This is a genomic window from Paenibacillus xylanexedens (assembly GCF_001908275.1).
In the GTDB taxonomy this organism is placed as follows: Bacteria; Bacillota; Bacilli; order Paenibacillales; family Paenibacillaceae; genus Paenibacillus; species Paenibacillus xylanexedens_A.
Window position 1 is genome coordinate 5,898,343 of record NZ_CP018620.1, and the last position, 13,491, is coordinate 5,911,833.

The window sequence follows — 13,491 nt, forward strand, 5'->3', positions numbered from 1 at the left end:
TATATTCCATCATTATATCAAGCCTGGTACACGTGTAAAAGGAACCCCTGGTCCATCTCTGCTTTCGCAACTCTTCATTTCTCGCTCCAAATGGTCGATATAAGCATAACTGACTTTTTTTGAACCTGATGGAGGAAGCCAAGCCATGTCAATTAACAATAGAAAAGAACCCTTTCGCTACACATTGAAGGAACCGATCCACTTTGAGATCTATATTCTCAGCATCAACGGGGTTAACGCACCAGCCAAACCCATTCAGGCCGAACTCTGCGATATCAGTCGATCTGGCTGTCAGCTGTCATTTCCGCTGTCCCTGCCTGTCGAGAATAACGATATTCGGATTGGAATGAATATGCTGCTTTTTGAAGACCCTCTATATATGGAAGGCACTCTCCGCTGGGGTCAAGAAAAAAATACCTCATGGCACTATGGGGTTCAACTCGAAATGCAGGATGGGAACCAGGACCGTCTCTCTAGAGAGATGCGAATGCTTGCAGGACAAGGTAAAATCATCGTGAAATAGTGAACTAGCCATATAACCTGATAACACAAAGAACAACAAAAAAACAGCCCAATCAAATTGGACTGTCGCAAGATGAGTCTCTTTAAGCTGCTTTACTAACTGTCATTGGTTGTTCCATTTTGGACCAGTTCACGGTTTTTTCGAGAACGAGTGAGACCAATACCCCAATGACGAGACCGTTGCTTATGATCGGAATAAGATACATGGGCAAGGTTTGAAAGGCCTCCGCAGGAATATTCATGACAGCAACTCCCGTGAGGACCGGCAGCGCTACACGATAGATCGTTTTAGAATTAAACGTCGTACCTTCAAGCGTTCTAAGTGCCGTGCCGAACATCTGAAGATAAGCCACGAACAAAACAGCACTGCCGACGCTTGGTGGTATTTGTGCAAAAAATGCTGTCACTGAAGGTGTAAGACCTATCACACATAACATCCCCGCTCCAATAATCAAGGCAGCACGACGCAGAATGCGAGTACTCTCCAGGAACCCGATCGATGATGCAAATAAACCAAAGGGCAGCACACCTACACAGGCTGACAACATCGTGAACAGACCCGTTAGTGCATAGGAATGCCTATACTGACGGCTTGTTGTTTCTGTCCGGTATAGTTTCTCAACTGTGCTTAATGTGGTGATCGAATTCGTCATATTCACCAACCCCACGAAAAATGCAGTAATGACAATGCCCGGTTCCCATCTGGGTGCTCCCCATGGAAACAGCGTTAGGCCTGTTGTTGTCTGATTCGGCTGTCCGCCATGCTGTCCAGGAAACAATAGACTATAAGCGATCCAGCCTGCCACAATCCCAATCAGGATCGCGTAGTTCCCCAGCTTCCCCCTGCCCTTTAATTGAATCCATGCCACCAAAAATGCAATGACAACGGACAATGCGGCAACAGGCAGATCGAAGCGACCAAACTCCGTATATCCAATCATGCCTTTGAAAAAATTCATGGTTAATTGAATCGTCATTAGAAATAACATCGCACTCTTCACCATAGGTGTGAACAGCTTTTGCAGCACTTGCGCTGCTCCCAGCCAACCCAGAATCACCATCGTTAGTCCCGCTAACAGAAAACCTGCAGCCAGTCCACCGCCAATACGCTCCAGACTCATACCGGCCGATGAAGCAGATACCGTCAAACTTAGCGTCAATCCCCACCATAATCCTGACGGACCATCCATAATCGCATATCGATGACCAAATACAGCTTGCAGAATACACACTGCTCCGGTAAGTATGAATGCGTGCTGCATCGACACAGCTATAGCATCAGGAGACAGATGAAAATTATGTCCAATGGATAGCGGAACAACAACGGTATTGGTAAACAGGAAGAAAAACCACTGTATACCTGCCAAAATCAGTGAAGATACGTCCTTCATATTCTTTTGTGAAAAATGCTCTTGATGTCTGTTCATTCGTTTGGAATATCCTTTCACTGTTCTGTATCATAAATGTATAAGTCTCTTCAGACTTGGGTTAATAGTCGTTCCATCTCGGCATACCGATGCCGGCTTGCATGTGCAAGCGGTGTAATCCCGTCCCGATCCGCGATCTTTGGATCTGCACCATATTGCAAAAGCAAGGCAACAATCTGCTGGTGACGCGGCCCGCCATCTCCCAAAATGACCGCTTCCAGCAAGGCTGTCCACCCCAGGTTGTTGATATGGTTCACATCCACATCACTGCGTGTCAGCAGAAGCTCCACAATGTCCACATGGCCCCGATCCGCTGCTGGGATAAGGGCTGTGCCGCCAAAACGATTCGTTAACCTCGTATCTGCACCTGCTGTAATTGCCAATTCGACCATGTCATACATACCCTCAGCACTCGCGTATAACAGCAGGTTGTCCAACCGTGCATCCTGAAGATTAATGTCCGCTCCGGCGTCCACTAGCATCCTTGCCGTGTCTATCTTGTTACCGTGCACCGCTGCCAGCAGAGGTGTCCGCCCCAATGTATCCCGTTCGTTCAACCGGTTACCCTGTTGTGTGATAAATCGAATGACCTCATCGGTATGGCCCGCTTGAGCAGCATCATGTATTGTTCTAACCACGTTGTTTTTTTCCTCCAATTCAAGGTCGTTCTCATGCAGTAATATTCATATAGAAACCAAACCCTGTTAGTCAGGTATGCAAATCTAATGTATGGTAACATAAGATCGTAGTATATTAAAAATACATGTTTTGTTGCCTTTCCATACGAATTACATATACATTGCAGGCGAAGGAGAACAACCACTTGGATATCAAACAGTGTCGCTATTTCATTGCCATTGCTGAGGAGAAACAGATTACAGCAGCAGCCCGAAGACTTCACATGGCTCAGCCACCCTTAAGCCAGCAGCTTAAGTTAATGGAGGAAGAGCTTGGCGTAATTTTGTTTGAACGCAAAGGGCGTATGATGGAACTAACGCAGGCGGGTCGCAGCTTCTATGATTATGCGGTTACCTTGACCAAATATATGGAGGAAGCTGTAATGGAGATGCAAAGTTTCCGTCACGGCATACGGGGCAAACTCGCCATCGGCATCAATACCATATCGGATCGCCTGATCCCGCAAGCACTGCAACAGTTTCGCACCACCCACCCACAGGTTACCTATAAAATTCAACAAAATGAATCTGCGCAATTATGCCGATTGCTGGAAGATGGCAAAGTTGAACTAGCCTGTGTACGCATGCCTGTCCAGACTGAACGTTATGAGGTGCTGCATCTGCCACAGGAGCCCCTTTTCTATATTTCTTCAACACCCCTGGATAGCCCGACGGAATTGGGATTAGGAGCGGAAATGGGGACTTATTTTGAGCAGCTTACAGGAATCCCTCTACTGCTTCCAAGTACAGAAGGACTTGGTATGTTCGAGTTAATTTTGGACAAGTTCCGGGAGCACCTGGTTACCCCCTCCATCATGGGCGAATGCTCGGACATTAATATGTTGCTGGAGCTGGTCCGACTCGGCTTCGCCAGTTCCATTGTGCCTCACACGGTACTACAGCTATATCACGAGCACCCATTCCACGTATATCGCATCCAGGATCAGCATTCCACGGTTGGCTCGGCGCTGGTGTGGCTGCAGAACCGCTATCTGTCCAAGCCTGCACAACACTTTGTGCAACTGGTGCAGGGTATGCTTCCCGTGTAAAAGGCTATAAGCAAAAAAAACAGCAGCTTTACCGGATTCATTCCGGTGAAGCTGCTGTTTCATTTTTATGGTTAAGCTTTAGCTGTGAACAACAAGTCTTTTTCTTTGATCGTAGTGCGACCAGCAGACTCAATGGACTCATACTGATGCATGTTTGTAATAATGACTGGTGTAATCGTTGTGTAACCGGCTTTTTCGATCTGTTCCCGGTCAAACTCCATCAGTACATCACCTACGGCAACCTTCGCACCTGCTTGAACTTTAGGAGAGAAGAACTGACCTTTCAGCTTCACGGTATCAATCCCGATATGAATCAACATCTCTGCGCCTGTATCACTTACCAGGCCAATGGCATGTCCACTCTTCGATAACGAGAACACGGTTCCGTTGATCGGAGATACGACGCGACCTTCAGATGGTTGAATCGCGAATCCTTTACCCATAATCTCTTCAGAGAACGCAGGGTCTGGCACTTCGCTCAGCGGTTTAACTTCACCAGTGATCGGGCTGAATACTTGCTCATCTTGTGCTTTTGCTTCTTCAGTTACAGCAGCAGAAGTTGTTGCTGCTGGTGTTGCCGGCTCAGCTGCTGGTGCAGCTACTGGCTCCGATGCATTTTCTTCTTGGAACCCAAGAATGTACGTCAGTACTGCCGCAGCTACGATGGCAATCAAACCACCAGCCAGAGCATAGAGCAGTGTGCTGATTGCTGGACTGATAAATGCTGCCACACTCGGCAGACCTGCAAGTCCTGTAATAACGTACGATTTAACATTGAAGATACCCATGAACCCACCGGCAATCGCTCCCCCGATAAGGGCTGCAATAAACGGTTTTTTGAACTTCATGTTGATACCGTACATCGCTGGTTCTGTAATCCCCATGACAGCTGTAAGACCTGTGGAATACGCAAGGGATTTGGTTTTGCTATTTCTCGATCTGAGACCTACACCAAATGCTGCGCCACCTTGTGCCAAGTTAGCTGCAAACATCAGTGGAATGATAAAGTCGTAACCCAGTGTTGTCATTGAACCAACAACGATTGGCAGCAACGCATAGTGCATACCTGTAATGATCAGCAGTGACATCGTACCACCAATCAGGATACTTGCGAAGATGGACATGTTATCGAACAACCATGAAATACCACCTGACAAACCGTTACCAAGAACCGTACCCAATGGACCTACAGTCATCAACGTCAGTGGAACCATAATTAACAGTGTTACTGTTGGAACAACCAAGAGTTTAAGTGAAGCATGTGTTACACGATCAACGGCTTTCTCTACATAAGAAGCAATCCAGATGGCGAGAATGATCGGAATTACTGTGGAGGAATACGTTGCGGCAATGACTTTAATGCCTGCGAATGTCGAATCCCCTTCCGAAAGTAACGCGGTAATCGTTGGATGCATAATACCCGCGGCGAGTGCTGCCCCAATGTACATATTGCTACCCAGTTTACGTGCAGCACTGATCGCCAGAATGATTGGCAGGAAGTAGAATGCACCGTCACCGATTGCTGACAAAATGATGTAGGTCGAGCTGGTATCGGACAACCAACCCAGGGCTACCAGGATAGCCACGATCCCTTTGATCATACCAGCACCTGTAATCGCTGGCAGAATCGGTGTAAATATACCTGAAATGAAATCGAATAACGCACTTACCGGATTTCTCTTTTTCTTCTCCCCAGTTGAAGCGCTTGAGGTTGCATTATCTGCGTTTGGTGATTTGGACATGTTGCCAACGAATGCGTTATACACGATAGGCACATCGTTACCGATGATAACCTGGAACTGTCCACCATTCTCCATCACGCCCATAACGCCTGGTGTATTTTTCAGCGTCGCTTTGTCCGCTTTTTGGTTGTCATTCAGGTTAAATCTGAGTCTTGTCATACAGTGAGTGACTTGATCAATATTCTCTTCGCCACCAACAAGCTTCAAAATATCCTTGGACAATTGTTGTTTATCCATTGTGTTTTGCTCCTTTTATGTGTAATGAAGGTTAAAAAAAAACCTAAACACTGAATAATGACAAAGCAGAAAAGCTTATCATTATTCAACGTTTAGGTTTTGCCTTTTTAGCAGTAACAATCCCAACTTTATTCAATTGTTTGTTCATTTCTGACAATTCGTTCAATATGAATGGTCAGATACAGTATTTCTTCCTTGGACAACACCCGATTATAGATCTTACGCGTATAGTCACTGATCCTTACTGCACATGCATGTGCCTCCGGATACTGCTTGCTCACCAAGTCATGAAGCGGATTATCTACTTCTTTATCTTCAATCGCCGTTCCTTGCAACACACGTTGGGCAAAGAACTTCAGATGAGTTAAAAATCGATAATAACTCAATGAATCTTCATCAAGTTCAATCACAAAGCTACGTCTTACGATGTTAAGTATGTCCTTAACGATGTTCGTAATACTGATCGTTTCCCTCATCTCACCGTTCATCTGGGCATTAACCAGATGCATTGCAATGAATGCGCATTCGTCTTCGGGTAGCAGGACACCTAATGTTTCCTCAATAATCTGTAGCGCCTTGAGTCCAATGGCATATTCCTTCCGGTACATGCGCTTGATCTCCCAGAACAATGCGTTACGGATCTGCAATCCTTGACGATGTCGATCAATGGCAAAATGAATATGATCCGTCAGTGAAATGTAGATGCTCTCATGCAGCTTCTCACCTAACACCGTCTCGGCATAACGGATAATCTCATCCGAGCACTCGACATATTCAACCGGGATATCAGACAGAAGTGTTTTAAGTTTCTGTGATACTTCCTTACTTTCAAGCGAGAATATTTTTTCGACGAGACTCTCGTCAATCGATTCACCAGTATGCTTTTTGAAGGCAATTCCACGTCCCATAACGACCAGTTCGTTTCCTCCCGGATCAATTACGGTAACTACGTTGTTGTTCAGCACCTTCTCAATTTTCATTTCTTCACATCACCTTGCACCGTCAAAGTAGTAAAAGGCAAAACCAAAGCAGGTCACGAAATATGCCCCGCTTCTGGTTTTGCCTGATTGAACAGTAACAATCCAGTATTCATTAGCCTTAGGCCCATCTTACCATATAATTATCCATATGACAATGTTTTTGTGAAAGCGGTTAATGTGCGTTAATGTGACATCAGAAGGTGCTTGCACAACTATGCTTATAGAACTAGTATTTACTCGTTGTTGTTCTTAAGACTTGCGCCATTTGTACCAATAACTTCCTTGTACCAATGGAATGATTTTTTCTTGTAACGATCCAATGTTCCTGATCCGTCATTGTTGCGGTCTACATAGATGAAACCATAACGTTTCTTCATCTCTGCTGTTGAAGCACTTACCAGGTCAATACAGCCCCATGACGTATAACCCATCACTTCTACGCCGTCCTCAAGAGCTTCGCCAACCTGTACCAGATGGTCATTCAAGTATTGAATACGGTAATCATCGTTCACCGTTTTATTGCCATTTTCGTCGGTAATCAGCTCATCAACTGCACCCAGACCATTTTCGACAATAAACAATGGTTTTTGATAACGGTCCCAGTATTTGTTCAAGGTTACGCGCAGTCCTTGCGGATCGATCTGCCAGCCCCACTCACTCGCTTTGAGATAAGGGTTTTGCACACCAGCGAACAGGTTTCCTTTTCCTTCGATACGCTTCTCGGGATCACCAGTCTCACAGATACTTACATAATAACTGAACGAGATAAAGTCTACGGTATGCTTCAGAATTTCAGCATCGCCATCTTCAAACTTAATATTGATATTATTTGCTTTGAAATAACGATTAATGTATTTCGGATAATAACCACGTGCATGGATATCAGCAAAGATATCATTGCGCTGTTCAGCATGCATCGCTGCAACCACATCATCCGGGTTCGGAGTCAACGGATAGGTAGGCATGCTCAGTACCATACAGCCGATTTTGGCTTCAGGCATAATTTCATGACCCAGTTTTACAGCTAACGCACTGGCTACCAATTCATGATGGATCGCTTGGTACAGATCCTGTTTGGACAGTTCTGCTTTTGGCGTATAGATGCCACCGCTCATGAATGGTTCCTCCAGGATGGAGTTAATCTCATTGAATGTCAGCCAATATTTTACTTTGCCTTTGAAACGGTTAAACAGCACTGTTACATAACGCTCGTAGAACTCGATCATTTTACGGTTAACCCAGCCATCATACGTTTTGGACAAATGCAGCGGTGTCTCATAGTGAGAGATCGTTACGAGTGGTTCAATGCCATATTTGTGGCACTCATCGAACAGGTCATCGTAGAATTGCAGACCTTTCTCGTTTGGCTCCAGTTCATCACCTTTAGGGAAGATACGGGACCAAGCGATAGATGTACGGAATACTTTGAAGCCCATTTCAGCAAACAGTTTAACATCCTCTTTGTAGCGGTTGTAGAAATCGATACCGATCAGTTTCAGGTTATCTTCTGTAGGTGCTTCCGTTCTAGGCGTTGTAATCCCGTGTGGCATTACATCTTGAACAGACAGACCTTTGCCATCTGTATTATAAGCTCCTTCAAGTTGGTTGGCTGCTACAGCGCCGCCCCATAGGAAGTCTTTCGGAAATGGTGTAGTCATGTCAATCATTCCTCTCTAATTAACGATATTTTCATTCTTTGTCTAAACGCATTACTCTATCCTTTGCCGACAGGAAAAAGCGGACAATCTCCAACTAAAAGGGCAGTCAGGAACATCAGGTTCCTTGAATGCCAACTTTCGCGTTAGGTTTTGCCCGCTCTTTTTATGCGGTAACAATCCTGGAAACGAGAGAACTACAGTTGCTCACCATTGCTGGAGATTACGTTTTTGTACCAATCGAACGAATCTTTCTTGGAACGTTTGAGTGTTCCGTTACCTTCGTCATCCAGATCCACGTAGATGAAACCATAACGTTTGGACATTTCGGAAGTGGACATGCTCACAAGGTCAATCGGGCCCCATGCTGTAAATCCAATCAGATCGACGCCGTCTTTGATGGCTTCTTTCATTTGTTCGATGTGTTTTTTCAGGTAATCCACTCGATAGGAGTCATGGATCGAACCGTCTTCTTCAACACGGTCATATGCACCCAGACCATTTTCTACGATGAACAATGGTTTCTGGTAACGATCCCAGAAGTTGTTCAAGGTTACGCGCAGACCGATCGGATCGATCTCCCAGCCCCAGTCGGATGCTTCCAGATAAGGGTTTTTCACGCCGCCAGTCAGGTTACCCGATGTTTCTTCCTTGTCTGCAGATGCAGATTTGGTTACGGACATGTAGTAGCTGAAGGAGATGAAATCAACGGTATTGTTCAGCAAAATCTCATCATCGCCTGCTTCTTTTTGGATCACAATGTCGTTTTCTTCAAAATAACGAGCCATGTAGTTCGGGTATTTACCACGAGCATGCATGTCCGTGAAGAAGAGGTTGATCTGATTCTCGTGTTGAGCCAGACGAACATCTACCGGATTACATGTTGCTGCATAAGTTTCCATACGAGCAAGCATACAACCCACTTGGGAACCAGGGATAATTTCGTGTGCAAGCTTCGTTACCAATGCACTTGCTACAAATTGGTGATGCAGCGCTTGATAAGTGGTTTGCAGCTTGTTGTCCACTTTATCGATCAGAATGCCGCCGCCAGTGTACGGGCTGAACAGCATGACGTTAATTTCATTAAACGTCAGCCAGTATTTCACTTTATTTTTATAACGGTTAAACACCGTTTCTGCATATCGAACATAGTGCTGGATTACTTCACGGCCAGCCCAGCCGTTATATTTTTGCGTCAAGCCAAGCGGTGTCTCATAGTGAGACAATGTAACAAGCGGCTCGATGCCATATTTCAACAACTCGTCAAATACTTCATCGTAGAATTTCAAGCCTGCTTCATTTGGCTCTTGATCATAACCGTTCGGGAAAATACGTGCCCAGTGAATGGACAAACGGAATACTTTGAAGCCCATTTCTGCGAACAAAGCGATATCTTCTCTAAAGTGATGATAGAAATCGATACCAAAACGTTTCGGGAAACGTTCTTCAATTTTGCCGGAGAGGATCTCTTCAATTCGGGAAGAGGAAATTTCCATGGCATGTCCGCCTGTACGCTTCTCTTTAGGAACATGAGCGATCATGTCCGCTGTGGAGAGGCCTTTGCCGTCCTTATCGAATGCACCCTCCAATTGATTGGCAGCTGTAGCGCCGCCCCATAGGAAGTTTTCGGGGAATCCTTTTTTTGCCGTGGTCATGAACAACAACCTCTTTTCGAAATTTATTTTGGTTTTTCCAGGTAAAAAACTGTAATTTAGAGCAGAAAACAAGAAAAACCTAAACTCAAGGTAAAATAGCTCCAAAAAAAGGAGCTTTCATTTCACCATCAGTTTAGGTTTTGCCTGTCTTCACAGTTACAATCCATCAAAAGATGTTATTGCATATTCTGTTGTGTTTGCTCTTGTAATGTAAGCGTAACATATCTATTTTGCAAAATCAACTTCACTGGATCATATGATCGCTCGCACACTCTCACCATCGAAAAAATTAACGTGGCATACGCATAATCGCTGCCCTTAATGCCTGCGCTCCCTCCTCCGTTTCCAGGTAAACAGCGGGACTTTGGTCCCCTAAAGCCGGGATATCTTTCGCCATCCATTCAAAAGCGTACTCCCCCATTTCACACAAAAGCACCCGACTTATATCTGCTGGAATTCCTTGTAATCGCGCACGTTCTACCCACGCGGGGTCCATCTTTTGTCCAAGTTCTTCGAACAATTCGGAAAATGAGTCCCAGCTTGCCTGATTAAACTCCTTTAAATAGATACCTTTCATACTCATGTAATTTCACTCCCCATATCGCCATTTGTAACCCTGTGGTCCTATCTGACACAATTCATCCTTAAGCCGCTTGAATCCGTTTCTGTAACAGGTAGACTTAATTTTAAATGTTTTTCGGGGGAAAGAACAGTCAAGGAGGATTCAATAATGACTCAGGAAGAAAACACATCTGGTTGGGATGCGATTGATCAATCCATGCGTGAATTGTATGGGGAACAAGAGCCAAAACACTACGGCACTGCCCTTCCGTATATGCTCGGAGGTCCCGATCCACTCGATGGCATTAGCGTTTATGAGGTGAACACACCTATGCCTCACTGGCATTTTGTTACCTACGGTTTCTCTGAATTATATGAAAAAGAGATGCAGGATGCATCCAAAAGCGGGTATGGATTCGAATTCACATTTCGTCTTACACGCACTGAAGAAGAAACTGAACCGCCTGCCTGGGCGCTGAATCTGTTACAGAATGTAGGACGATACGTGTTCACTAGCGGAAATATCTTTCAGCCAGGAGATTACATGGACGCCAATGGCCCCATCTGTCTGGAATCCGATACTTTGCTGACAGCTCTCTCGTTTATTGAAGACCCGGATCTACCCGCAATCTCTACGCCTAATGGTTCAGTGCAATTTATTCAGATGGTTGGTATTACAGGTCGGGAACTGGAAATGATTCAAAGCTGGAATGCTCGTGGATTCCTGTCTGCCTCCTCTATGTTCATGCCCAAATATGTGACGGATCTGATGAGAAATTCGTACGCAGATATTCCTTCGGTTATACAAGCGGTTGAGGATGGAATGGAACAGGACGGGTCCAGCACAGCATTTTTATTCATACAACAACTGGCTTGGGAGTCTCCTCGCAAAAAATTGCTGCAAAAATCGGTTCCGGCCAAACTCCAGCTTGGAGCCAAACAAGCCGTATTAGTTGGCACCATCCTTCGTAGCCGAATTTCGAAAGGTGCCTCTCTATCCTTGATCGGACCTGATACTAATATTCTATTTGAAGCAGGTGAACAGCCAGCTGTATTGGAATCGGACAGACAAGTTACCCTGACGGTGAACAAACAAATTGTTAATGAGCTGGCAGAGAACCTTCGTCCGGTTGAAGGGACATTCGAGATAACTTCATTGGATCATATTATCGTTCAGATTGTTAGAACAGAGATTAAGGACCAGGAAGGACACGTCATTCAAACGATTGGATGAGAACTGTGCAGCAAGGAGGAAACAACATGCCTGCCATTACATTTACCTCACGACACGAAGAGTCTCCGACTTGCTCACATGCAGCAGGAACGGCACCGTTCGACTATTTACCAAAATCCAGTCTGGACAGGCTTCGTAAAATCAATCATTTCCTCATTCATGCATTCCAGAGCAGCATCTCGGTTATCAAAGAGAATTTAACGGGCACTTATCTTTTTCTACTCGCAGATACCAACGGTGTGCTCCTCTCCATGAATTACAGTTCAGATCTTAAAACTGTAGTAGAACATTCCCCCATTCGTCCGGGCATGTTCTTCACAGCACAGAGCTGTGGAGTTAACGCCATATCTGTAACGATGGACAGCAACAAGCCTGTAGTGCTACTGCCCGAGCAGCATGAAAGTCCTTTTTTTCAAAGCTGGCATTGTTACGCCGCACCTCTGTCCATGGGATCGCAACATGTCGGTTATCTGGATGTGTCCACCATTAATGCAGATATGCAAGGTGAACTGATTGCCATTGCCAAGCTAATTCCAGCGTACATGCAGAACTGTTATCAGAGTCAACAGACTGCTGAAGTGTGCGACAAACCGGCGGTGGAGTTCACCGAGCGTCAGTTAACCATTCTGGAGATGATCGCCGGAGGCCTCACGGTAAAAGCCATTGCTTTGAAATTAAAGATCAAGGAATGCACCGTGAATCATCACAAAAAAGTGATTTTTAACAAATTAGGTGTGCAATCCAGCACAGAAGCTGTTTCAATTGCCAGCCGAATGTCTTATGTATAGAAGACCCCTATAGATTCCTATAGGTAGTATATGAGAACGTTTGTGCTACAATTTAGGAAGCAGGCACCATGTAGAGAGAGAAACACACACACACATTTCAGGAGGGTAATATGACAATTCCAAAAAAAGCTTCTTTATTCGCCATGCTCATTATGATTATGCTGGTTGCAGCTGCTTGCGGTGACAAAGCAGATAACACAGCTGCAACAAAAGAGCCTACCCCGACAGAAACAACGACGGGTACTGATTCTGATACAGCGACTACAGAAGAGACAGAGAACACAGAACCAGCAAGCGAAGAGTCCAAGGAAACTGATAATTCCCAAGACGTTGAGCTGGGGACTACGGAAAAAGGTTCTTACACCAATGACTATTTTGGCGTATCTCTGAAATTCCCGGAAGCATGGGAGTTCCAGGATGCTGCAGGCATGAATGAGCTGACAAGTGCTTCATCCGAAGCGATTGCTGGTGATGATGAAACAAAGAAAAAACAGATTGAACTGTCTCAGACCAAAACATTGAATCTGCTTATGGCTTCAAAGTACCCATTGGACGGCGGTCAAGTTGGCCCTTCCGCTATGGCCATTGCTGAGAAAGTGAGCTTGTTGCAAGGCATCCGTACAGGTAAAGACTACCTGGAAGCAACCAAAAAATTCATGGTGGATAGCCAGTTCCCTTACGATTATAAGGAAATCACAACGGAAACCATCGGTGGTAAAGAGATGGATCTGATGCAAATCACGATGGATGCTGGTGACGGTTCAACAATTACTCAAGATTACTATAGTACAATTATTGAAGGATATGCTTTCAACTTCATCTTCACTTACATGGATGATAAGACCAAAGCCGAGATTGATACCATCAAAAAATCGGTTCAATTCAAATAATCGCTTTCGATTACTGCCATTATACGAAGAACATATAACTCAACCCCGATAACGATCTGTGGAGATCATCGTCG

At 45.0% G+C, this 13,491-nt stretch carries 12 protein-coding genes; 5 read left to right on the forward strand and 7 right to left on the reverse strand.

Features of this window, described 5'->3' with window-relative positions:
• The first annotated feature begins 145 nt into the window (after nt 1-145).
• On the forward strand, nt 146-523 hold the full coding sequence (locus BS614_RS25765; protein WP_036617371.1) for a PilZ domain-containing protein: 378 nt from the start codon (nt 146-148) through the stop codon (nt 521-523).
• 82 nt (nt 524-605) lie between these two features.
• Here BS614_RS25765 and BS614_RS25770 read toward each other — a convergent pair whose 3' ends face one another.
• Nucleotides 606-1,949 (reverse strand): uracil/xanthine transporter, encoded by a 1,344-nt coding sequence (locus tag BS614_RS25770; RefSeq protein ID WP_244898197.1) that lies wholly within the window; start codon nt 1,947-1,949, stop codon nt 606-608.
• A gap of 50 nt (nt 1,950-1,999) precedes the next feature.
• On the reverse strand, nt 2,000-2,587 hold the full coding sequence (locus BS614_RS25775; protein WP_074096037.1) for an ankyrin repeat domain-containing protein: 588 nt from the start codon (nt 2,585-2,587) through the stop codon (nt 2,000-2,002).
• 185 nt (nt 2,588-2,772) lie between these two features.
• On the opposite strand from BS614_RS25775, the gene BS614_RS25780 reads away from it, so the two are divergent.
• Complete coding sequence (locus BS614_RS25780; RefSeq protein ID WP_074096038.1) at nt 2,773-3,675, forward strand: LysR family transcriptional regulator; 903 nt, start codon at nt 2,773-2,775, stop codon at nt 3,673-3,675.
• A gap of 71 nt (nt 3,676-3,746) precedes the next feature.
• Here the strand turns inward: BS614_RS25780 and BS614_RS25785 are convergent, their stop codons facing one another.
• The 5 genes from BS614_RS25785 to BS614_RS25805 form a co-directional block, all read right to left on the reverse strand.
• A complete protein-coding gene (locus tag BS614_RS25785) occupies nt 3,747-5,654 on the reverse strand; it encodes a beta-glucoside-specific PTS transporter subunit IIABC (RefSeq protein WP_074096039.1) in 1,908 nt (635 codons plus the stop codon).
• 128 nt (nt 5,655-5,782) lie between these two features.
• Entirely contained in the window at nt 5,783-6,634 is an 852-nt protein-coding gene (gene licT, locus BS614_RS25790; RefSeq protein WP_036617363.1) for a BglG family transcription antiterminator LicT, read from the reverse strand.
• A gap of 233 nt (nt 6,635-6,867) precedes the next feature.
• Nucleotides 6,868-8,292: a glycoside hydrolase family 1 protein gene (locus BS614_RS25795; protein ID WP_062835706.1), complete on the reverse strand. Its 1,425-nt coding sequence runs from the start codon at nt 8,290-8,292 to the stop codon at nt 6,868-6,870.
• Nucleotides 8,293-8,486: 194 nt separating this feature from the next.
• Nucleotides 8,487-9,944 carry a glycoside hydrolase family 1 protein gene (locus tag BS614_RS25800; RefSeq protein ID WP_074096040.1) on the reverse strand — a complete coding sequence of 486 codons (1,458 nt, stop codon included), beginning with the start codon at nt 9,942-9,944 and terminating at the stop codon, nt 8,487-8,489.
• Nucleotides 9,945-10,233: 289 nt separating this feature from the next.
• Nucleotides 10,234-10,527 (reverse strand): antitoxin Xre/MbcA/ParS toxin-binding domain-containing protein, encoded by a 294-nt coding sequence (locus BS614_RS25805; RefSeq protein WP_083657375.1) that lies wholly within the window; start codon nt 10,525-10,527, stop codon nt 10,234-10,236.
• Nucleotides 10,528-10,674: 147 nt separating this feature from the next.
• Here BS614_RS25805 and BS614_RS25810 point away from each other — a divergent pair, with 147 nt between their 5' ends.
• From BS614_RS25810 to BS614_RS25820, 3 genes are all read left to right on the forward strand, one after another.
• Nucleotides 10,675-11,739, forward strand: a complete 1,065-nt coding sequence (locus tag BS614_RS25810) for a suppressor of fused domain protein (protein WP_074096041.1) — start codon at nt 10,675-10,677, stop codon at nt 11,737-11,739.
• Nucleotides 11,740-11,765: 26 nt separating this feature from the next.
• Entirely contained in the window at nt 11,766-12,527 is a 762-nt protein-coding gene (locus BS614_RS25815) for a LuxR C-terminal-related transcriptional regulator (RefSeq protein ID WP_074096042.1), read from the forward strand.
• Nucleotides 12,528-12,637: 110 nt separating this feature from the next.
• A complete protein-coding gene (locus tag BS614_RS25820) occupies nt 12,638-13,417 on the forward strand; it encodes a hypothetical protein (RefSeq protein WP_074096043.1) in 780 nt (259 codons plus the stop codon).
• Nucleotides 13,418-13,491: the final 74 nt, after the last annotated feature.